Annotated in this window: 21 protein-coding genes; 10 read left to right on the top strand and 11 right to left on the bottom strand. The window is 51.0% G+C overall.

Translation table 11 applies throughout. The annotated features are described in order from the left end of the window. Positions 1-41: 41 nt before the first annotated feature. Positions 42-839, bottom strand: a complete 798-nt coding sequence (locus KNP74_RS08955) for a glucose 1-dehydrogenase (RefSeq protein ID WP_034780694.1) — start codon at positions 837-839, stop codon at positions 42-44. Between the two features lie 203 nt (positions 840-1,042). On the opposite strand from KNP74_RS08955, the gene KNP74_RS08960 reads away from it, so the two are divergent. Together KNP74_RS08960 and KNP74_RS08965 are read left to right on the top strand one after the other, a co-directional pair. After that, positions 1,043-2,353 (top strand): hemolysin family protein, encoded by a 1,311-nt coding sequence (locus tag KNP74_RS08960; RefSeq protein WP_052090261.1) that lies wholly within the window; start codon positions 1,043-1,045, stop codon positions 2,351-2,353. A gap of 192 nt (positions 2,354-2,545) precedes the next feature. Then, on the top strand, positions 2,546-3,538 hold the full coding sequence (locus KNP74_RS08965) for a 5'-3' exonuclease (RefSeq protein ID WP_214764074.1): 993 nt from the start codon (positions 2,546-2,548) through the stop codon (positions 3,536-3,538). A 14-nt stretch (positions 3,539-3,552) separates the two neighbouring features. Here the strand turns inward: KNP74_RS08965 and KNP74_RS08970 are convergent, their stop codons facing one another. Continuing rightward, complete coding sequence (locus KNP74_RS08970; RefSeq protein ID WP_214764075.1) at positions 3,553-4,353, bottom strand: VOC family protein; 801 nt, start codon at positions 4,351-4,353, stop codon at positions 3,553-3,555. Positions 4,354-4,459: 106 nt separating this feature from the next. On the opposite strand from KNP74_RS08970, the gene KNP74_RS08975 reads away from it, so the two are divergent. Both KNP74_RS08975 and KNP74_RS08980 read left to right on the top strand, forming a co-directional pair. Further along, complete coding sequence (locus KNP74_RS08975; protein ID WP_034780682.1) at positions 4,460-4,786, top strand: winged helix-turn-helix transcriptional regulator; 327 nt, start codon at positions 4,460-4,462, stop codon at positions 4,784-4,786. A gap of 64 nt (positions 4,787-4,850) precedes the next feature. Further along, positions 4,851-5,858 carry a S66 family peptidase gene (locus KNP74_RS08980; protein ID WP_214764076.1) on the top strand — a complete coding sequence of 336 codons (1,008 nt, stop codon included), beginning with the start codon at positions 4,851-4,853 and terminating at the stop codon, positions 5,856-5,858. 4 nt (positions 5,859-5,862) lie between these two features. Here the strand turns inward: KNP74_RS08980 and KNP74_RS08985 are convergent, their stop codons facing one another. Further along, the gene (locus KNP74_RS08985; RefSeq protein ID WP_029596300.1) at positions 5,863-7,053 is read right to left on the bottom strand and encodes a helix-turn-helix domain-containing protein; all 1,191 of its coding nucleotides are present in this window, start codon (positions 7,051-7,053) and stop codon (positions 5,863-5,865) included. Positions 7,054-7,163: 110 nt separating this feature from the next. Between KNP74_RS08985 and KNP74_RS08990 the strand changes: the two genes are divergently transcribed. Continuing rightward, the gene (locus KNP74_RS08990; protein WP_214764077.1) at positions 7,164-8,510 is read left to right on the top strand and encodes an MFS transporter; all 1,347 of its coding nucleotides are present in this window, start codon (positions 7,164-7,166) and stop codon (positions 8,508-8,510) included. Here the strand turns inward: KNP74_RS08990 and KNP74_RS08995 are convergent. The 4 genes from KNP74_RS08995 to KNP74_RS09010 form a co-directional block, all read right to left on the bottom strand. Further along, positions 8,443-8,739, bottom strand: coding sequence for a DUF3817 domain-containing protein (locus KNP74_RS08995; protein ID WP_029596302.1), 297 nt, complete (start codon positions 8,737-8,739; stop codon positions 8,443-8,445). The genes KNP74_RS08990 and KNP74_RS08995 overlap by 68 nt on opposite strands. Positions 8,740-8,821: 82 nt before the next feature. Further along, entirely contained in the window at positions 8,822-9,325 is a 504-nt protein-coding gene (locus KNP74_RS09000; RefSeq protein ID WP_029596303.1) for a DoxX family protein, read from the bottom strand. Between the two features lie 192 nt (positions 9,326-9,517). Beyond that, on the bottom strand, positions 9,518-9,931 hold the full coding sequence (locus KNP74_RS09005) for a pyridoxamine 5'-phosphate oxidase family protein (protein ID WP_214764078.1): 414 nt from the start codon (positions 9,929-9,931) through the stop codon (positions 9,518-9,520). 126 nt (positions 9,932-10,057) lie between these two features. Beyond that, positions 10,058-10,258: a cold-shock protein gene (locus tag KNP74_RS09010; protein WP_016507985.1), complete on the bottom strand. Its 201-nt coding sequence runs from the start codon at positions 10,256-10,258 to the stop codon at positions 10,058-10,060. 267 nt (positions 10,259-10,525) lie between these two features. On the opposite strand from KNP74_RS09010, the gene KNP74_RS09015 reads away from it, so the two are divergent. Continuing rightward, positions 10,526-12,124, top strand: coding sequence for a glycoside hydrolase family 55 protein (locus KNP74_RS09015; protein WP_214764079.1), 1,599 nt, complete (start codon positions 10,526-10,528; stop codon positions 12,122-12,124). Here KNP74_RS09015 and KNP74_RS09020 read toward each other — a convergent pair. After that, positions 12,088-12,594 (bottom strand): flavodoxin domain-containing protein, encoded by a 507-nt coding sequence (locus KNP74_RS09020; protein ID WP_214709715.1) that lies wholly within the window; start codon positions 12,592-12,594, stop codon positions 12,088-12,090. The two genes, KNP74_RS09015 and KNP74_RS09020, sit on opposite strands and share 37 nt — an antisense overlap. A gap of 104 nt (positions 12,595-12,698) precedes the next feature. Further along, positions 12,699-14,348 (bottom strand): glycoside hydrolase family 13 protein, encoded by a 1,650-nt coding sequence (locus KNP74_RS09025; protein WP_214764080.1) that lies wholly within the window; start codon positions 14,346-14,348, stop codon positions 12,699-12,701. A 114-nt stretch (positions 14,349-14,462) separates the two neighbouring features. On the opposite strand from KNP74_RS09025, the gene KNP74_RS09030 reads away from it, so the two are divergent. The 4 genes from KNP74_RS09030 (at position 14,463) to KNP74_RS09045 (ending at position 18,134) form a co-directional block, all read left to right on the top strand. Next, positions 14,463-15,242, top strand: coding sequence for a helix-turn-helix domain-containing protein (locus KNP74_RS09030; protein WP_214764081.1), 780 nt, complete (start codon positions 14,463-14,465; stop codon positions 15,240-15,242). Between the two features lie 97 nt (positions 15,243-15,339). Further along, positions 15,340-16,665, top strand: coding sequence for a globin family protein (locus KNP74_RS09035; RefSeq protein WP_251130135.1), 1,326 nt, complete (start codon positions 15,340-15,342; stop codon positions 16,663-16,665). 20 nt (positions 16,666-16,685) lie between these two features. Then, positions 16,686-17,582: a class F sortase gene (locus tag KNP74_RS09040; protein ID WP_214764083.1), complete on the top strand. Its 897-nt coding sequence runs from the start codon at positions 16,686-16,688 to the stop codon at positions 17,580-17,582. 105 nt (positions 17,583-17,687) lie between these two features. Continuing rightward, positions 17,688-18,134 carry a hypothetical protein gene (locus KNP74_RS09045; RefSeq protein ID WP_214764084.1) on the top strand — a complete coding sequence of 149 codons (447 nt, stop codon included), beginning with the start codon at positions 17,688-17,690 and terminating at the stop codon, positions 18,132-18,134. 50 nt (positions 18,135-18,184) lie between these two features. Here the strand turns inward: KNP74_RS09045 and KNP74_RS09050 are convergent, their stop codons facing one another. Beyond that, positions 18,185-18,892, bottom strand: a complete 708-nt coding sequence (locus KNP74_RS09050) for an ABC transporter ATP-binding protein (RefSeq protein ID WP_138860111.1) — start codon at positions 18,890-18,892, stop codon at positions 18,185-18,187. Beyond that, positions 18,892-20,529 carry an ABC transporter permease gene (locus tag KNP74_RS09055; protein ID WP_138860112.1) on the bottom strand — a complete coding sequence of 546 codons (1,638 nt, stop codon included), beginning with the start codon at positions 20,527-20,529 and terminating at the stop codon, positions 18,892-18,894. The genes KNP74_RS09050 and KNP74_RS09055 overlap by 1 nt, the downstream gene beginning before the upstream one ends. Between the last annotated feature and the right edge of the window lie 99 nt (positions 20,530-20,628).

A 20,628-nucleotide genomic window follows, 5' to 3' on the forward strand; every position in this document is an offset into this window, starting at 1 on the left:
CGAACAAGGGAGGACTCGTGTAAAGCGAGTCCTCCCTTTCGTCATTGTACTTTATTTTCAGGTCCGAAAGCCGGGTACAGCGATAGACCGCCATCCGCGAAAATCGTCGCGCCTGTGACGTACGACGACTCGTCAGAAGCAAGCCAGGCCGCCACGGCCGCAATCTGTTCAGGACGCCCGATCTCATGCGTCGGGATAAGTGCCTCAAGTCCTTTTTTCTCTTCCGGGTCTTGCATTGTCTCTTCGTTGATCGGTGTGTCGATCGCGCCCGGCGCGATGCCGTTGACACGGATCTTGTTCGGTGCGTACTCGAGCGCGACCGATTTCGTGAACATCTTGACGCCACCCTTACTCGCTGCGTAATGGGTATAACCAGGACGCGGAATCACTTCGTGCACCGACGACATGTTGATGATGTTCCCTTGGATTTTGTGCTCCACAAAATATTTGAGAGCGGCCCGCACACCAAGGAACGTTCCAGTCAAGTTCGTGTCGATGATTTTCTTCCAGTTGTCGAGTTCCATCTCATGCGTTTTTGCTTCGACCTGCACCCCTGCATTATTGACGAAGATGTCCATCTTCCCGAACTCGGACACGGCCGTTTCAATCATCTTCTCGGCGAGTCCTTCTTCCGCGACGTCACCTTTCACCGCGACTGCCTTGCCGCCAGCCTCTTCGATTCCTTGAATCACTTTCTTCATCTCGTCTTCACTGCTGCGATAGTTCAGGACGACATGGACCCCTTCTTTTGCGTAACGCTCTGCAATCGCTCGACCGAGTCCTTTCGAACTGCCGGTGATGACTGCGACTTTGCCTTTCAGTTCTGGATAGTTAGCCATATCAATTCCTCCTTCGTCTCTTCTCGATTTGTAGTTCCCTCATTCCCCTCTTCGTGAAACCTTTTAGGCTGTTTTTTGAATATTTGTGGCAAATCTACTATACTGAAACAAACTATTCGTTTTCAGGGATTCTCCTGAACGACATACAACTTATTCTAATGGAGGTGACTCCCCGATTTTTGGGGGAATTTTTGGACAGTCCCATGTTATTCAGCTTATTGATCGTCGCCCTGCTCATTTTCATGACCGCCTTTTTTGTGGCGGCTGAATTCTCGATTGTTAAAGTGCGCGGCGCCCGTCTTGACCAACTCGTGCTCGAGGGAAACAAACGGGCCTCTGTCGCCAAAAAGGTGATTGAAAACCTTGATGACTCGCTATCGGCTTCACAGTTCGGTATCACGCTCGCCGCACTCGGTCTCGGTTGGATCGGTGCGGATCAAATCGAAGGGATGATTCAACCGCTTGTCGACCGCTTGAACGTATCGACATCGCTCGCTACCGTCCTATCCTTTTTGATTGCCTTCTTACTGATTGCCTTCTTGCACGTCGTCATCGGGGAACTGGTCCCGAAAACACTGGCCGTGCACGAAGCCGAGCGCTTGACACTGCTCGTCGCCCGACCGCTTTACTTCTTCACGAAATTATTGTATCCGTTCATCCACGTGCTAAACGGCACAGCCCGGCTGACACTTCGCTTGTTCGGCGTACAGACGACGGCACAGGAGACGGCGCACTCGGAAGAAGAACTCAAAATCATCATGACCGAGAGTTTCCGCAGTGGAGAAATTAACGAGAATGAGCTCGCCTACGTTCAAAATATCTTCTCTTTCGACGAACGTGTCGCCAAAGACGCGATGGTCCCACGGATGAACATGGTGACCATCGACGAAGAAGACTCGATTGAGACGATTATCGCTACCGTCCAAGAGCACCAATATACGCGCTATCCGGTCACCCGTGATGGTGACCGCGATGATGTGCTTGGCTTTATTAACGCCAAGCAGCTATTCACCGCTCAACTCGTCAAGAGCGACGCCCCGTTCGAATCGTTCATCCATCAACTCCCGCTCGTGACGGAGTTCACGCCGCTTCAAGAGGCGATGGTGAAAATGCAGAACGCGCGGACGATGATGTGTCTCGTCATCGACGAGTATGGGGGTACGGCGGGACTTCTCACGATTGAAGATATCCTCGAGGAAATCGTTGGGGAGATTCGTGATGAATTCGACCGTGACGAGCAAGCTGAGATCACAGAAGTCACACCCGGGCATTATCGCCTGTCCGGTCTCGTCTTGACGCAAGAGATCGAAGAACGGTTCGGCATCGAAATCGAGGATGATGTCGATACGATCGGCGGCTTCGTCTTATCACAAAAAGCGAATGCACGTACTGGAGAACGCTTCGTCTTACCGGGCGAACATGAGCTGATTGTTCGTGAAATCGACAATCACCGCATCGTTTTCGTCGATTTGATTTTGGCTCATAAAGACGAGATTCAACCTGAACTCGACTGACCTATTAGACCGCTCTCCCCGAAAAATCGGGGAGGGCTTTTCGTAGACGGTCCGAACTGTCGCTATATTTTCAGACCTTGTCGTGATATACTGCACATATGTTGCTTATTTGAGTGCGTGTCACTCATTGACACAACATCACCGAACAGTTCATGAATGTTCGGTCCAACAACTACAGAAAGAAGGTTACGCATGGAACGTAAACTATTTTTAATTGACGGAAACTCCATGCTGGCCAGTGCCTATTATGGTGCCGCCGCGAGCCGAACGAAAAAAGGACGCGAGGTATCTAAAAACGATCGGAGTGCCGTCATCGGTATGACCGGCCTCATCCGGACGATTCTACGTAGACATCGTCCGACTCATTTTGTCGTCGTGTGGGACGTCTCACGTGAAACATTATGGCGCCGCGAGCTTTATCCAGGCTATAAACGCCGTCGCCGCCAGACACCACCCGAGTTGAAAGCTCAAATGGAACTCATGCGCCAATTGCTTGAAGATAGCGGGATTCCGCAATATCAAGTCGAAGGCTATGAAGGAGAAGATTTGATCGCTCATATCGCTCGGAAGTTTAGCTGTAGCGCTCCTGTCGTCATCATGACGAAAGACAAGGACTTGCTTCAGCTCGTGAGCCCACGCATCACCGTTTGGCTTCAAACGCAAGAGTTGCAACAAATGCAGGCTCGTTGCGACATCAAAGACAATCGCCCGCTCCCGCTCAAGCGACATCTCGAGATTCGTCCTGAGGAGATTGCGGCGTTGTACGAAGGATTGAAGCCAAAACAGCTCTCAGCAGTCAAAGCATTGACAGGAGACCGTTCAGACGGGATCCCGCCTGTGGCCGGATTGGACGAAAGCCAATCGGTCCAGTTGATCAAACGCTTTGGTTCGCTTGATAAGCTCTATACGGCGCTAAGCGTCAAAGGCGACAAACGACAATTAATCAATGAAACGATCGCGGCACTGACGTCAGAAGAAGTGCCCCGTAACTTGAGACGCACACGTAAAAAGGCCGAGCGCAACATGGAGCTCGTCCGTCTCGATGTCACGGTGCCAGAACTCGATCACTTGAAACTCGCTCATCTTGAGCTCAGTATCAATTCAAAACGTGTCGAACAAGCGTATCAAAAACGCGGCATTCGCCTCTCGTTTGATTCGAGTCAAAAGAAAATTTCAGCACGCTAAAAAAGCGCGGACAATTAGTCCACGCTTTTTATATTTACCTTGATGCCATCATCGTCGGTGAGCGACCATTCCGGTGTCGTCCCGCCAAGCGCGCGGTTCGTCTCTGCGTCGACCAAAAGCGTCCACGCCTCCAGACCAGCCTCTTGTCCCATCGCCTGGCTCGGCCGGGCCCAGACGTTCGTCCCGATATGGTGATGATACCCGTCGGCAGCTAAAAATAAGGCGCCTGGATACGAATCGGTCGTCACCGTGAAACCGAGACGATCTTGATAGAATAATTTTGCCGCTTCTAAGGAACGTACTTTGAAGTGGACATGCCCCATCGTCGTCCCGTTCGGAAGGCCCGTGAACGGACGGTCGGCCGCCGCCTCGAGCATCGATTCATATTCAACCGGATCCGTCGACATCTTCACATGACCGTTCGCTTCATATTCCCACTGCTCTCGGGGACGATCCGCGTAGAGCTCGATGCCGTTGCCTTCCGGGTCGCTCAAATAAAACGCCTCGCTGACCAAATGATCACCTTGGCCGACTTCAATCCGTTGCTCAATCAAATGACGAAGAATCCGTCCGAGTTCGACACGGTCCGGCAATAAAATGGCCATATGGAACAAGCCGGCTGCTCGTGGATTCAGACGAACACCCTTCACTTCATGTAAGACGACAAGTGCCATTTCATGCGTTCCGAGCGTGACGCGATTCTCTGTCGTCTCGAGCACATCCATTCCGATGACGCGCTCATAATACGTTTTCATCGTTTCTAAATCATTGACGCGCAGCGTGACAGCGCCGAGTTGTATGTTTGTTAATTTCATAGTTGATCACCTCTGTCCTCAGTATACTCGCTAAGTAGGATCGACAGAAGACGGCACAAAAAGGTGGTATAGTTACCTAAAGGATACTTAGAGAGGAGTGAGACAGATGCCACTGATTTCAAGCTGTGAGGTCGATACCGCACTCGAGATGATCACGGGAAAATGGAAACCATCGATTTTACTCGCACTCATCAACGAAGACACGTTGCGGTTCAGCGAATTGAAACGTTCCCTTCCGAACATCAGTCAAAAGATTTTGACGGCCCAGCTCCGCGACTTAGAAGAGCAGGACCTCATCATCCGGACCGTCTATCCGGAGGTGCCGCCTCGTGTCGACTATCGCTTGAGCGAGTATGGGAAGACGCTCATCCCGGTGCTCGAGACGATGAACGCTTGGGGCATTCAACACGCCGAACGCATGCGCAACAAATAAATTGTCCACATGTGGATAACCCATTTCCGTAACATCATCTATCACTTATCCACAGGAGGCTCACATGATTCGTTATCCACAGTTAACCGGTCATCACTTCGGTGTGACGGCCCCTTCATCGGGTGTTCCTACTGAACTGCACAAGTTGCTCCACGAGGCCGAAGCCACATTCACTCGCCATGGCTTCACGCTTCAATTTGAACCATCGGTCTGGACGCAAGACAAAGCGAAATCGGCACCGGCAGAAGTCCGGGCCGATGAGTTGACGCGCTTGTTCCATGACGAGGCCATTGACCTGATTATTCCGCCATGGGGCGGCGTCTTATTGATCGAGCTATTAGACACCATCGACTGGGATGCGCTCCCGCCGAAATGGATGCTCGGATATTCGGACGTCAGCTTATTTTTATTCGTGTACACGCTCAAGACCGGCATCGCCTCGGCCCACGGCACAAACCTCGTCGACCTGCGCGGCGAAGAATGGGACGCGACGAGCTCGCGTTGGCTCGACGTCGTATCGACGAAAGAAGGCAAGACGGTCATCCAGCTCGCCTCGGAACAGTTCCAAAAAGAGTGGCAGCATGAGAACCCGAGCCCTCATGTGTATCACTTGACCGAGCCGACCGAATGGAAATCACTCGGTGGGACGGAAGCGACCGGACGACTGATCGGCGGCTGTATCGACGTCTTGTTGCATACGATCGGCACACCGTATGGCGACGTCGCTACGTTCCAACAGACCCATTTGAACGGGGAACCGATTCTTTGGTATTTCGAGAACTCCGAGCTCGATGTACCGGCACTCAAACGGACCCTGCTTCAAATGAAGTGGGCCGGTTGGTTCGATCATACGTCTGGCATTCTGTTCGGACGCAGTGCGGCCCAACAGCCCGTCCAAGGCTACACGGCAGAGGACGTGTATACGGAACTACAGGCATTGCTCGACGTTCCTGTCATCTACGACATCGACTGCGGACACGTCCCGCCGCAAATGACACTGATCAACGGTGCCCATGCCTCGATTCAAGTCGAGAACGGCAAAGGGACACTCATCCAAACGTTCAAGGGCTGACGCGTCAGCCCTTGATTTTTTTGATGAGCGACATCAGATGGCTGCGGAAACGACCTTCCGGGAACAGACCCACTTCTCGTTCGATCAACGGGACCCATTCATCCCCACACCCGTGACTCGTTCCAATTAATAACCCTTCGAAATAAATCGCTTGATCGACAAATCCATGCTTCGACCATTGATCATGATGCTCCAACAGTTTCAAAAACGATTGCCGGGCTGCCTCTGTCTCACCGGTCAAGGCGAAATAGACACCTTTACTCATCTCGAACGCCGCGATGAATTCTGTATTTCCGTCTAGCAGTTGGTTCATGACCACAATCTGTTGATGGAGCAGCTCCGTCTTCCGATATTCAATCGCATAGAGCGCTTCCGTCATCGCCAAGCGTATTTTCATCGTCACGTCGTCCGTGAAATTCGTGTATTGTTTCGCTTTTTGCAGCGCATCGACAATCGCCGCTTCATCTTTCAAATAGAGGGCACAAATCGCAATCGTTCGATACACATCGTCGACCCGATAATACATTTTCGTTCGTTTCATATAATCGAGCGTGTCCTCGAGACGACGAATCGCGCCCGGTAAATCGTCGTCATACAACATATTTCGGAACACCATCAACATGCTGAATTCGACGCGGGTCTTCGTCTTCATGCTTCTCGAATCAATCAATTCAATCGTATCGATCCGTTCAATTGCCTCATCAAACCGATTCCACATAAGCAGATAAAACGCTTGGCTGATGCGGGCCATAATCAATTCTTCTTTCTCCTCGAGCCGCTCAAACACCGCGATTGCCCGATCATACCACTCCAACAGTTGTTGTTGATTCCCACTATAAAATACACTGTCCGCGAGTAACGTGTACGCCTTCCCTTGCCATACCGAGTTCATCTCAACGTCCACGTAAGGGAGGAGCGCCTTCTGAACGGCCTCGTCTTCCCATGAGTGGAGACCTCCTTGCGTATATTCAATCTCCTCGACGATTTTCTGTAAGTCCTCCTCGCGAGGATCGACGAGCAATGACTGTACCGACACGTCGAGTCGTTTCGCGATTTCACGAAGGCTGCGCATCGACGTCTCTGCTTTGCCGTTCTCAATCATACTGAGCATCGATTTCGTGATGATGCCTTCAGCGAGCTGGCTTTGCGTCAGTTTTTTTTCTTTGCGTAACGCTTTAATCCGTTGTCCAATCATAGAGCACCTCTTAAAAGTTAAATTTAATTGAACTTATTGTATACAAATCGAGTGTCATCGTTTACTATAAAGTTAAATCAGATTGAACTTAACTGTAAAGGAGAATCGATATGACGACCACTTCATCAAACTTGTATGTATTATTGCTCGGAAAATTCATGTCGTTGTTTGCATCCAGTCTCTTCACGTTCGTCGCGGGACTGACGGTTCTGACGACGTCCGGTTCGGGACTACAGTTCGCACTCGTCTTGCTTGCCGGCACAGTGCCACGTGTCTTATTATCTCCGTTTGCTGGGGCGTTTGCCGACAAACTGGATCGCAAACGCGTGATTATCACGATGGAGTCAGTGAACGCCTTATTATTTTTGGCTGCTGGCATCGCGAGTCTCGTCTGGACGTTCGGCGTCCCTGCTTTCTTGATTATCACATGTCTGCTCTCTGTCGTCTCGACTTTCTTATCGGTCACGTTGTCGAGCTCGATTCCGCTCTTGTTTGACGAAGACGGGCTCCAACGCGCAAACTCGCTCATTCAAAGCACCATTTCCATCTCTAGCATCAGCACGCCATTGCTCGCCGGGGCACTGTTCACTTTGCTGCCCGTCTCGGCATTTTTGTTCAGTTCGTCGCTCTTGTTTGTCATCGCCGCCTTTCTCGCCTCTCGTCTCCACTTTAAAACGTATGACCATGTCCCCACCGAGCAATCGACTTGGAACGAGGTCCAATCTGGCTTCCACTACTTGAAACGCCAGCGCGTACTTTGGACGTTGACCCTTTTAGCAGCATTGCTCAATTTCTTCTTCGTTGCCGCAGAAGTACTATTCCCGATTGCCGCCCTACAAGAAGTCGGCGTCAGTCCGCTCCAGTTCGGCTTTTTAGAAAGCATGTTCGCCGTCGGCTTTTTAGTCGCCTCGCTCGCCCATGCGTTACCGGTCTTTCAAATCAAGCATCGGCTAGCCACGACCCGAACCGCGCTAATCATTATCAGTTGCCTCTTTATCGGACCGGCCGTCCCGCTCTATTTTGACTTCTCAGTCACACCAGCTATCGTCTTCTTCGCTGGTTTCGCCTTATTAAGCGGATTCTTCATCATCCGCGTCAATATCCCCATCCAGCTCTATTTACAGACGAACACGGAACCAAGTTATCTCGGTCGCGTGATCGGTGTTCTCGAATCCCTCGCCATGGGCATCACACCGTTCGGATTCATCGTGTTTGGCCTATTGAGCGAATGGATGCCGGTCGCTTCACTCTATACGATTTGTATGCTCTGCCTGCTCACCATTACGTTGTTCGCGATGTATCGGATCCGTCACGACATCGCTGCCGAAAAAAGCAAATGTGTCAGCGAAAGCAGAAAGTGCGTGAACACAAAAAGACATCGAACGTTTTTCAGTTCGATGTCTTTTCTGTTGATGGAAGGACGCGTTTCTCTAACAAGAACGGTCCGAGTGGGATGACCGACGCCATGACGGCGAGGACCAACACTTTGAAGCCCCAGTTGAAACGCCATGCCATATAGACGGCTGCCGCCACGTAAGCGACGAACAGGAAACCATGGGCGGCGCCGACGATACTGACAGCGAGCGGCATGCCCGCCAAATACTTGAGCGGCATCGCGATGAGCAACAAGAGTAAGAAAGACACTCCTTCTGTGTATCCGAGCCATTTAAAATGTGTCGCGTTCATATTCGTTCTCCTTTTCAATCGATGCTACGTTCATCGTAGCCGAAAGTGGTGAGGTTTGTCACAGGAGAACGTCATAAAGTCGTTACGCTATTTGACGATTTGGTGAACGATGCATGACTTTTGTTTCCACGAACTTGCGAAGGAACAATCCATCGACGCCAAGTTTACCAGCATTGTAGCCTGCGACGAGAATGAGGACTGATACGATTAACATCGTCGGGTTCGTGCTGACCGTACCTGAGAGCAAGAACGCCATGTTCATGACGAGACCGAAGAAGGCTGCGCTACGTGTGAGGGCACCCACTAAGAGTCCAAGACCGACTAGGAATTCACCGTATGGGATCAACACATCGAACAAGGCTGCGTTCGGGATGGCGAAGTTTTCAAGGAATGCTGCCCACCAACCGGCAACGGCTGGGTGATCACCCGTGGCGAGAGAAGCTGCGTTTTGAAGATATCCTTCTGAACCAAATCCGCCTGTGATTTTGCCCCAACCTGCTGTGAGCCAGTGATAGCCGAGCCAGACGCGAAGGACTGTCAAAATACCGGTGGCGACGTTGTGGTTCTGCCAAAATTTTGTGAACATGATAATTCCTCCTTAGAATGAGTGAATGATGACTTATATGTGATTACATTCACAATATACCATCCATGTTCATCTTTTCACATAGGTTAGGACAAAAGTTCACGTTTCGTTCATATGTGCGTCACAGGTCAGTCACTTTTTGGAAATTAGTCAATTCGAAAAGGACGTCCGCGAGGGACGTCCTTGTTTGAGTTACAACTTCACCTCTTGAGGTGGCTGTCCTTTTTTATTCATCACGCGCATCGATTGTGGCGCGATTTTTAAGATGACGAGTTTTGGATCATCCGGACCTTCGAACCAACCTTCGAGTTTCTCGTTCCATACCTTTTCTTTCATCGATTCATCGTCAGATACACTCGTCTCGCCTAAAATCTCGAGGTACGTATCCCCGACGCCGTCCCCGTCATAGCCAATCAAAATATGTGTATACGGATTATTTTTCAGTTCATCCACTTTATCCGTTTCTTTCGAAGTTGCGGTGTAGAGCGTCAAGTCATCATGGAAAAATGTCATATAACGGCTGTGCGGCTTCCCTTTATAAACCGTTGCCATTGTCCCTACGTTACTATGATCTAAAATCTGTTTTGCCGTTTGCATTGCATCCATTCTGAAAAACCTCCTTGTGGTAGTCACTCGTATATTGATTCCCCCGGGGCAAGTGATTAAACACGCGGACAACAAAAAACCTGCTCGCCGAAGCGAGCAGGTTATAAAATTCCTTAGAAAGGAAGATTAGATTTTTTCAACGTTAGAAGCTTGTGGTCCACGAGCTCCGTCAGTGATTTCGAAAGTTACTGCTTGGCCTTCTTCAAGTGTCTTGAAGCCGTCGCCTTGGATTGCTGAGAAGTGTACGAATACGTCGTCTCCGCCTTCCATTTCGATGAAGCCGTAACCTTTTTCTGAGTTAAACCATTTTACTTTACCTGTGTTCATAATGAACCCTCCTGAAATAAACGCTGTGCGTTCTAGTAGTGCCTTACTAGAAAAAACTGACCAATAAAAAATCACAAACCTCTAGGATTATCTTAAACGAAAAATAATCCAAAGCGTTTTGTGAATTATGTTTCCAGCTATTCTTAATTAAGCACATATAGAATATACCATGGATAAATGCTTCTGTCTACTAAATACTTCGGTTTGCTAAAAATACTTCTAAAACGGGTACATCCAATTGTAGTGAACGCTAGGAGGATGAACCATATGACAGCATACATTGACCGTTCGAACATTGCCGCCACGATCGCCCAGCATTCGAATTGGGCACTTGATAAGTTACTGACGGAAACACTCGATTGGCATGAGGCGACTCGACGTACGGCCTATCCCGATCAAGCAAAAACTTATCTCTCCCATTTGCCAATGACGGAGCGTATCGTTCCAGTGACGAGTTCGTTGCCGCTTGAAATAGTAGAAGGAATCGTCCGCCCGGTGTGGATGCGTCGGCTCGACGCCGAGCACTTGAACTTGAGGCAAATGACGCGTCAGCACGTCGACGTCACCGATTATGGCGCCATCGGGGATGGGCAGACGGATTGCACCCTCGCTTTCCGGCTCGCCCTTAGGTCGAACCGCCACGTCCACGTGCCGGCCGGCGTATATATCGTCCGCGGCATCCGTATCCCGTCGAACTGTGTGCTTGAAGGGGCAAGCCAGCAGGAAACGATCATCAAGCTCTCGGACCGGGCCCCGAAACATCGACGATTACTTCGAAATGCGACTCCCTTCGCCGGCAACCACCATATCGAAGTCGCACATTTGACGCTCGACTGGAACGTGGAGCGCCTCGGTGACGTCGACCGGACGTCGAGTGGCGATACCGCTTCGAGCGCGTTGACGTTCGCGCACGTCAAATTCGGTTGGATCCATCACGTCACGGCGAAAAACGCGGGACTGCATGCCTTTGATATCACTGCACCCCACTATCATTACTTGGGAGACGGATTACGCGCCAAAAAAGGTAGCCGCTACGTGTGGCTCGATCATTGCGAGGCGACGAATTACGGCGACGATGGCATCACGACCCACCATAGTGACGCCATCTATATCACGAACTGCTATTGTCATCATCCACACGGACGCACCCATGCCCATGGATTCTCGAACTCGAACGGAATCGAGATTGATGACGGGTCACGCCATGTCACACTCGTCAACAATATGAGCGAGGGTTGCTTCGGGGGCGTCGAAGTGAAGGCGCACGGGACGTCTTCAGCCGCTCACGACGTCCACATATTCGGACACTTCTCATATCACGATAATCGCTCGTTCAACTTCCGGCACATCAGCCACCACTTGGCTGATGATCCGCAGTCGAAGACGGCACGCTTCCTTTCAGGGACGAACCTCGTCTCGATGGAGCCGGTCCGTTCCAGTCTTTATAAGAAGTCTTCTGCGCGTAGCCTTGTCATATCAGCGTATCAAGACGTGTTCATTCACGGGTTCACGGCGATTGGGAATCCTGAATATGACTATCGTGGAAATCCGGCGCTCGCCGTTCAATACAAGTCTCGGAACGTCCGCTTGAAACGGATTGCGGCGAGCGGGTTTACTTCGGGACGGGCCGACATCGAACTGTTCGGCGGCGATAACCGGACCGATCACGTCACAATCGAGGACGTCATTTGCCGTAACTCGGCCCCGGTCGCGTTGAAAGTCGGCGGGCAACTGACGAACGTCATGCTCCGTCGGATTGAAGGCGAACAAAAAAGTGGAGATGTACTCATCTCCACGAGTAGCCCGATCGAGGCCCATGATTTATTCGCTTATGGGTTTTCCGATCGCGTACGCAATGACGCTTGAGCCGACTCGACGAGTTCATCGAGCATCGCCTCATCTAAATTGAGTGAACTCACCGTCTGTTTCGCCATCATGCGGACGATGGCTTTGTCGAGAAAGCCCATTCGTTCGAAATCATAGCCGTTGCCGACGACTTCGACGAAATAAGCATGTGCCCGCAACACTTCTCGATAAGCATCCTCGAGTTCTCGTTGCCGTTCGGCCGCAGTCGGCGTACCGGCACATAAATAGAGGCCGAGCGGTCGTTTGAGCAGTTGGGTTTCGTTCCTGTGCAGCCAAGCCGTCATCTCGTCTTGAATTTTGCCCATCCGGATCGAGCTGCCGACAATCACATGGTCGACCGTCTCCCACTCGACATCCGGCTGCTCGACTACATTTTGGATGTGAACGTCTCCCGGAAGCCGTTCGGCCAACAAATGGGCAACTTTCTCACTCGTCCCGTAGCGGGTCGAATAAGCGATTAACGTATTCATCGCGTTTCCCCCTTTTCGTTCAGACTCTACTATCCTTATTCCCGAAACGGGGCATCTTTACTAACGACACAACAAAAACTCGCCACGGAGGCGAGTTTTTTTCGTCACACTTTATACACTTGCGCTTCATACGGACGAAGCGTGAACGGTTCGATCGGTTCCATGTTCCCGATGACACGTTCTGTCACGTCATACGGGAGTTCGCGTGTCACCGTCTCATCCGAGAAGTTGCAGAGCACGAGCCACGTCTCCCCTTCGAACGTTCGAGTGAAGGCGTATACCGCTTCATCGTCTGGGAGTAACAGTTCATACTTCCCGTAGACAACGATCGGATTTTGTTTCCGGAGCTGAATCAACTGGCGATAGTAATGGAACAGCGAGTCTGGATCACGCCGCGCCGCTTCCGCGTTCACGGTCGTATAGTTCGGGTTGACCCCAATCCAAGGTGTTCCGGACGTGAATCCGCCTTGCGCCTCGGCCGACCACTGGACCGGTGTCCGCGAGTTGTCGCGCCCACGTGCGTGAATACCGCGGAAAATCTCATCATGCGTCAATAAGCCATTCGTCGTGTAATCCCGATACGCGTTGAGTGTCTCGATGTCACGGTACTCATCAATCGAGTCGAACGCCACGTTCGTCATCCCGAACTCTTCACCTTGATAGATGTATGGCGTCCCTTTCAGCATGTGCAGGAGCGTCGCCAGCATCTTGCCAGAGACGACACGATACTCGTCCGAGTCGTTCCCGAACCGTGAAATGGCTCGCGGTTGGTCATGGTTGCTCCAGTAGAGACTGTTCCAGCCATCTTCTTCAAGACCTTCTTGCCAACGCGAGAAGATTGTCTTCAAGTCCGTCAACTTCCAGTCCGTCGGATTCCATTTGCCGAAACTGCCGTTGCCGACGTCGACGTGTTCGAAATGGAACACCATGTTCAACTCGTCACGGTCTGTTCCTGTATAAAGCTTCGCCTCGTCGACGCTGACGCCCGGCATCTCACCAACCGTGATCGTATCGTATTTCGACAGGACCTCACGATTCATCTCCTGCATGAACTCATGGATGCGCGGCCCATTGAAGAAGAACGGTGTGCCGTCCCCGTAACCTGTCCCCCGCGTCTCGCCGTCTGGATAACTCGGATCTTTCGAAATCATGTTGATGACATCCATTCGGAAACCGTCGACCCCTTTGTCGAGCCAGTACGTCATCAAATCGTATACTTCACGGCGCAACGTCTCTGACTCCCAGTTCAAGTCTGGTTGCTTTTTGCTGAACAGATGCAAGTAGTATTCGTCGCTTGCCTCATCGTATTGCCAGGCACTCCCTCCGAAGAAAGCACCCCAGTTCGTCGGTGGCTGACCGTTCTCGCCTTTTTTCCAAATGTAGTAGTCCCGATATGGGCTGTCTTTTGAGGAGCGCGACTCCATGAACCATTGGTGTTCGTCCGACGAGTGGTTGACGACGAGGTCCATCATAATTTTGATGCCGTGACGATGCGCTTCTTCGAGCATCGCATCAAAATCGTCCATCGTTCCGAACTCATCCATGATGGCCCGGTAATCGCGGATGTCGTATCCGTTGTCGTCGTTCGGTGAATCGTACACCGGCGATAGCCAGATGACATCGATGCCGAGTTCCGCCAAATACGACATCTTCTCGGTGATTCCAGGGATGTCCCCAATCCCGTCACCGTTCGAGTCATTAAAGCTGCGCGGGTAAATTTGATAGACGACCGCTTCTTTCCACCATTGTTTCATGTTTCATCCTCCTCATACGTTCTGTCGATTTCATCGTACCCGCTCCTCGCCTTGATTTCTATCCATGATATGATGAGAATATGCACGATTTTGCTATTAAGAAAGGATGATTCGATGGAAATTGGCTTTTGTGGCTATTCGTATCATACAACGACCTACACTTTTCCTTCCCCTAATCGATTGGAGACGTATTTGATTCGCTTGCAGACTGAAGGCACGGCACGAATCGTCGTCAATGGAGAGACGTATACGGTACGGCCTGGCGATTTGTTGCTCGTCAAACCTGGTGACGAGTACGAACTGCATGTCGACACCCCGGCGAGCGGAGATTATCATCTCTTCTGCAACGGTTCATCACTTGATACGTGGTGGACTGCGACGAATCGTTCCCGCATCACGTCCATCTCGATCGACCCTCGCCTGTTGTCACTCTGGCAACACATCACCGAAGAGGCACGACGCCCGACGACTGAACAAAGTCCGGCCTTGATTGAAACGCTGATTGAAGCCTTGCTTCTCATGCTCGACCGTTCCGTCCAAGAAGTGCAAGCGAACGTGCGGCCACCGGTCGTGTCACGCATGATGCGTTATATAGAAGGAAACGTCACGAGCGACTTCAAAGTGGCGGACGTCGCCGACGCGGTCGGGCTCAGTGTATCGCGGACCGTCCACTTGTTCAAAGAAGTGACCGGTATGACGATTGTCGCCTATGCCCAATCGATTCGACTCCAGCTCGCCGAAGAACAGATGCAGTATACGCAACACTCTCTCGAACGGATCGCCGAGCTGTCCGGATTCCGCTCCTATCCATATTTTCATCGAATCTTTAAACGAAAATATGGCGTCGCACCAGGGGTTTATCGCACACTTCAACAAAAAAACGAAAAAAAATAAAAAAAGAGTGATCCATTTTTTGAACCGCTCCGTTAGATGGGTGTAAACAACGACAACCACTCAAAAAAAGGAGCGATTACCCATGAAGAAGAAAACAATGAACAAGATTGTAGCACCGGCACTCGCACTCGGCTTACTCGTCCCATTGAATGCACAGGCAGCGGATCACGCGCCGACAGCAAGCACACCAGCAGGTGACTTACGAGCCACGCTCGATCAATTACTGTCTGAGCATTACGTCTTAGCCGTCACATCGATGATGAAAGCTTATGATGGAGCACCAGACGCTGAAGTCGCGATGAAGGCACTCGATCAAAACGCACTCGACATGACACCGGCCATCGCTTCAATTTACGGAGATGAAGGCGCAGCCCAGTTCGAAGACATCTTCGCTGGTCACAACGACTACTCAGCTGACTTCGTTGAAGCGGCTAAATCAGAAGACAAAGAGCTTCGCGCTGACGCTGAAGCTGAGGTCGACGAATTCGTCGAAGAGTTCTCAACATTCCTTGATGCAGCAACAGAAGGTAACTTACCAAAAGACGCAGCCGCTGACGTACTCGAGCTTCACGAAGACCAAGTTCTCTCAGTATTCGACAACTATGTCGCAGGTGACTACGAGTCGGCATACATGACGTACCGTGAAGGGTACAAGCTCATGTTCGACATCAGTAAAGCCCTCTCAGGCGCAATCGTCACACAGATGCCTGACAAGTTTGAAACTGCTGCTGACACACCGGCCGTCGAGCTTCGTTCAACATTGAACAGCCTTGCTGGTGAACACTTCGCCCTCGCAGCAATCGGCATGCAAAAAGGCTACGATCAAGCAGAAGACTTCGACTACGTGAGCTGGGCTGAAGATCAGAACACACTCGATTTCAAAGCAGCCATCGGTTCAGTCTATGGTGACGAAGGTGCGGCCCAATTCGAAAAAGTATGGAACGGGAACCACATCACAGCCCAAGGTGACATCGTTGCCGCTACACTCGAAGGCGACGAAGCTAAAATTGAAGAAGCACGCATGAAGCTCGACCAGTTCGCTGTCGATTTCAGCACATTCCTCGATGCAGCGACAGAAGGTAACTTGCCACAAGAAGCTGGCCAAGAAGCCATCAAACAACATGAGGCCCTCGTGCTTCAAACGTTCGATCAGTATGTAGCTGGTGATGCGGATGCCGCTTGGATGTCATTCCGTGAAGGATACGCGTTCATGTTCGGTGTTGGTGAGACACTCGGTAACGCGATCGTGACACAAATGCCTGACAAGTTCGCTGAAACAACAATGCCTGAAGAGATGCCTGAAACAGGTCTCGGTGGTGCACAAGAACAATCAATGAACACGCTCTACGCTGGCCTTGCTGTACTTGGCGGAATCTTACTCGCCTTCGTAACGCTTCGCAACCGTAAAGTGTCTGAACAATAATTCAATAAGGAGGGAGCCCCATGAACAAGCGCCATTTGTTTCTGGCGCTCTCTCTCTTTTGTTTTGGCTTCTGGACGTGGACGAGCGCCCAAGAATCGTCGTCACCACCTGTAGAAGAAAAACAAATAGAGGAGAGCCCAGATTTATCGGCTGAATTCTCACTTCTACAGGAAGAGGTGAAGAAGCTCCGATTAGCCGAGGAAGAGGAAAGTGCCAAGGCCGCGACACCCGTCCAACTTCAAATTCCTAAAATCAAGGTCGACACCGCAATCGAACAGGTCGGTGTACTCGACAACGGACAGATGGGCGTCCCAAAAGACGAGAACCAAGTCGGTTGGTTCGAGCCCGGCGTCAAGCCAGGCAGTAAAGGGAATGCCGTCATCGCCGGACATGTGGACAGTAAGACCGGCCCCGCCGTCTTCTATGAACTCGATCAGCTGAAGACAGGCGATGACGTGACAATTATCGACGAGAATGGCAACACGTTGACGTTTCGTGTCACAAAAACAGAGAGTTACGATACGAAAAACGCACCAATCGAAGACATCTTCGGAGCGACCTCGAGTCGACATTTGAACTTGATCACGTGTTCCGGTACGTTCGGTGACGGCGGTTATGATGAGCGCTTCGTCGTCTATACCGAACTTGTCGATACCAAGATCAATACCGAAGTCGAACTTGATGCACCGACGAGCGTCGAACTCCGCGGGAACTTATTGACGTGGCACGCCGTCCGTGACGACGCCGTCATTGGCTATCGCGTCTACGAAGTGGCCGATGGTGAAACGACACATATCGAAAGTATACCGTCGCACGCCCGGAAGAGCATCGAGGTCACGAACGAGCAGGCAGCTTATTATGTGACAGCGATCGATCAACTCGGGAACGAGTCGAAGCCGTCTCAGACAGTGAAGTAGACATAAAAGGCCCTTGGATAAAAAATCTAAGGGCCTTTTTTCTGTTTTCCATATATAGTGAATGTAGCAAATAATACATCGATTTAAGATAAGGAGTTTCAAGTCATGAGGACTCAACTTTCAAAACCTTTTGCAAATCAGTTGAAGAGAAGAATTCGCACCATTTGGGGTGTGAACGATTCGCATTATTGGTATCCTCTTTCCACCTCTCGTCGACTCGATGTGATTGCATTCGATAGCGATTACATTGAAGATGTTGATCAAAAAATCGAAGAAATCCGCCAATGGATATGGGACCAAGGGACGGAGCTAATATTTGAACTGCATGAGGACGGTACGCTATGGCAAATCGACACCGCTTCATTAGATCCTTGTTATGATGGTCGGTATTTAGAACGTTATTGGTTTGACCAAAAAATGAACTGGATTATTTATGCGTCTCATGAAAGTACGATTAGCTTCGGAGGGACTGGATTAATCACATCACTCCAATTCCACTGGTCGGATTGGCAGGAGCATCTGTCTGCTTTAGACAATCTATTCTTTAAGTAATGAATTTCACAAAAAAACGCACCCATTTTTGATGAATGAGTGCGCAGTACTTATACAAAGCAAGGAATCTGCGGATTGAACGTCTTGTTGTTCTCCGTCATAACCTGCTTTTTAATTTTGCCTTCTCCGAGATAGACGATACGGTCGGCGAGCGCCTCCGCATCCTCTTCATCGTGGGTAACGAAGATGGTCGTCGTTCCCGTCTGTTTGAGGAGGCGGCGCAAATCGTCCCGAATGCGATGTTGGAGCGACGTGTCCAAGTTGCTGAACGGCTCATCCAAGATGAGGAGCGATGGTTTCGGTGCCAACGCACGCGCGAGCGCGACACGCTGTTGCTGACCACCACTGAGCTCATACGGATAGCGATGACGGAACTCGGACAAGTTCACGAGCGTCAGCATCTCTTCGACACGCTCGTTCCGCTCTTTCCGGCTCAATTTATGCAGACCGAAGCGGATGTTCTTCTCAACGGTCATATGCGGGAAGAGCGCATAGTCTTGGAACACCATCCCGACACCACGCTGTTCAGGCGGCATGAACTGGCAATCGTCGCAACAGACACAATCGTTGACGACGACGACGCCTTGATTCGGCATCTCAAGTCCTGCGATGAGGCGTAAAATCGTACTCTTCCCAGAACCGCTGTCACCGAGAAGCGAGACGATTTCACCTTTCGTGATCGAGATTGAGAATCCTTTAATCGTCTCGGCTTGCGCACCTTTATAGCTGAAGTGTAAATCGTTGATTTGAACAAACATTAGTCGGCCTCCTTATCAAGCACCTTATGGAACACAAAGATCAACAGTCCGCTCATGAGCACGATGACGATTGAGGCGAGCGCGGCCTCATGTATCTTCTCGTCACTGACATATTTGAACGCCTGTGTGGCGAGCGTCGAAAAATTGAACGGCTGTAAAAACAGCGTCAGCGGCAATTCTTTCATAATATCGATAAAGACGAGGATGAACGCGCTCATGATCGCCCCTTTAATCATCGGGATGTCGACTCGGAAGAACGTCTGCACCGTTCCCCAGCCGAGCATGCGCGACGCTTCCGTGAACGATTTGCCGACTTTCTCAAATCCGCTCTCGATCGAGTTATAGCCGATGGCGAGGAAGCGGATGACGTAGGCGAAGATGAGCATGATGAGCGTCGTCCTGAACACGAACGTCTGGCCTAAATCCAAGGCGAGCGCCACGTTCAGCACCCACTCATCAAGCAGCAAGAACAACGTGATGACGGCGATGGCGATGGCCGCTCCCGGAATCGAATAACCGAGCGTCGTCACTTTCGAGATGACGCGTGTCATGTTCGACGGGAACAGGCGCGTGTAGTTGGCGATGATGAGCGCGAACACGAGAATGATCACGGTCGCAATGAACGCCACGCTCACCGTGTTCCAGACGAGGCGGAAAAACTCGGCCGTGAACACTTGTTCGAACGTCAATACCGTCCAAGCGACGAGCTGCACGAACGGGATGAGGAACGCGACGGCGAAGATGGTCGCCACATAGCCGAATACGGCGTAGCGGTGCCACCCGTTCAATTGTCTCGGTTTGAGCGGCTTCACTTTCGTCGTCGCATAGCTGAACTGCTTCCGACCTCGGACGAGACGTTCCATCGTCAAGATGGCGATGACGAGAATCATGAGCGTCCCGGCGAGTTTCAGCGCCGAGGACGTATCTTTCATCCCGAACCACGTACTGAAGATGGCCGTGCTGAACGTTTGAATCCCGAAGTATTTGACGACCCCATAGTCGTTCAATACTTCCATCAACACGAGGCTGACCCCGCCGATGATGGCGACACGCGAAATCGGGATGACGACGGTGAAGAAGATATCCCATGAGCCGCGGCCGAGGATGCGGGCGTTCTCAATCATCGAGGACGATTGGTTGTGCAAGAAGGCCCGCGTGATCGTGTAAATGTATGGATACAAGAACAGCGTGAAGATGAACACCGTTCCTTGAATCGTCATGATGTTGAAATACGTCTGGTCGACGGTGATGCCGAACTCATTGCGTAGCGTCGTCTGGATGACGCCCGTATAGTTCAAAATCCCGTGATACGTGTATCCCCCGATATAAGGCGGGATGGCGAGCGGTAAGATGAGCGCCCATTTGAAGAACTTACGGAACGGGAAGTCGTATACCGTGACGAACCAAGCTAAGCTCGTCCCGATAATCGTCGTCAGCAGGCCGGTCGCAAGCATGATGAACAGGGTATTGCGTACGTAAGTCGGCAACAAATACTCGCGGATGTGTTGCCAGTTGTCATTGACCGGTGCGAATAGTTCGACCAAGACGACGACACCTGGCAGGACGATGAACAAGAGCGCGATAAAGCTGAGGATGGCCCATCCATTCAGTTGTCGTTTCAGCGCGTACCAGTTCATGTCGTACAACTCCCGTTCTTCTTTCGTTCAGTCACTTCCTGTCCCATCATATCAGGTTCAACGCTCTCGTTGTACCGCTAGCGTGTCGAGAAACGCAAA

The organism is Exiguobacterium sp. s141, assembly GCF_018618085.1.
GTDB lineage: Bacteria > Bacillota > Bacilli > Exiguobacteriales > Exiguobacteriaceae > Exiguobacterium > Exiguobacterium mexicanum_A.

Excerpts from the sequence above, each read along its gene's own strand:
- KNP74_RS08955 (WP_034780694.1), bottom strand. The coding sequence starts at position 839 with ATGGCTAACTATCCAGAACTGAAAGGCAAAGTCGCAGTCATCACCGGC.
- KNP74_RS08960 (WP_052090261.1), top strand. The coding sequence starts at position 1,043 with ATGTTATTCAGCTTATTGATCGTCGCCCTGCTCATTTTCATGACCGCC.
- KNP74_RS08965 (WP_214764074.1), top strand. The coding sequence starts at position 2,546 with ATGGAACGTAAACTATTTTTAATTGACGGAAACTCCATGCTGGCCAGT.
- KNP74_RS08970 (WP_214764075.1), bottom strand. The coding sequence starts at position 4,353 with ATGAAATTAACAAACATACAACTCGGCGCTGTCACGCTGCGCGTCAAT.
- KNP74_RS08975 (WP_034780682.1), top strand. The coding sequence starts at position 4,460 with ATGCCACTGATTTCAAGCTGTGAGGTCGATACCGCACTCGAGATGATC.
- KNP74_RS08980 (WP_214764076.1), top strand. The coding sequence starts at position 4,851 with ATGATTCGTTATCCACAGTTAACCGGTCATCACTTCGGTGTGACGGCC.
- KNP74_RS08985 (WP_029596300.1), bottom strand. The coding sequence starts at position 7,053 with ATGATTGGACAACGGATTAAAGCGTTACGCAAAGAAAAAAAACTGACG.
- KNP74_RS08990 (WP_214764077.1), top strand. The coding sequence starts at position 7,164 with ATGACGACCACTTCATCAAACTTGTATGTATTATTGCTCGGAAAATTC.
- KNP74_RS08995 (WP_029596302.1), bottom strand. The coding sequence starts at position 8,739 with ATGAACGCGACACATTTTAAATGGCTCGGATACACAGAAGGAGTGTCT.
- KNP74_RS09000 (WP_029596303.1), bottom strand. The coding sequence starts at position 9,325 with ATGTTCACAAAATTTTGGCAGAACCACAACGTCGCCACCGGTATTTTG.
- KNP74_RS09005 (WP_214764078.1), bottom strand. The coding sequence starts at position 9,931 with ATGGATGCAATGCAAACGGCAAAACAGATTTTAGATCATAGTAACGTA.
- KNP74_RS09010 (WP_016507985.1), bottom strand. The coding sequence starts at position 10,258 with ATGAACACAGGTAAAGTAAAATGGTTTAACTCAGAAAAAGGTTACGGC.
- KNP74_RS09015 (WP_214764079.1), top strand. The coding sequence starts at position 10,526 with ATGACAGCATACATTGACCGTTCGAACATTGCCGCCACGATCGCCCAG.
- KNP74_RS09020 (WP_214709715.1), bottom strand. The coding sequence starts at position 12,594 with ATGAATACGTTAATCGCTTATTCGACCCGCTACGGGACGAGTGAGAAA.
- KNP74_RS09025 (WP_214764080.1), bottom strand. The coding sequence starts at position 14,348 with ATGAAACAATGGTGGAAAGAAGCGGTCGTCTATCAAATTTACCCGCGC.
- KNP74_RS09030 (WP_214764081.1), top strand. The coding sequence starts at position 14,463 with ATGGAAATTGGCTTTTGTGGCTATTCGTATCATACAACGACCTACACT.
- KNP74_RS09035 (WP_251130135.1), top strand. The coding sequence starts at position 15,340 with ATGAACAAGATTGTAGCACCGGCACTCGCACTCGGCTTACTCGTCCCA.
- KNP74_RS09040 (WP_214764083.1), top strand. The coding sequence starts at position 16,686 with ATGAACAAGCGCCATTTGTTTCTGGCGCTCTCTCTCTTTTGTTTTGGC.
- KNP74_RS09045 (WP_214764084.1), top strand. The coding sequence starts at position 17,688 with ATGAGGACTCAACTTTCAAAACCTTTTGCAAATCAGTTGAAGAGAAGA.
- KNP74_RS09050 (WP_138860111.1), bottom strand. The coding sequence starts at position 18,892 with ATGTTTGTTCAAATCAACGATTTACACTTCAGCTATAAAGGTGCGCAA.
- KNP74_RS09055 (WP_138860112.1), bottom strand. The coding sequence starts at position 20,529 with ATGAACTGGTACGCGCTGAAACGACAACTGAATGGATGGGCCATCCTC.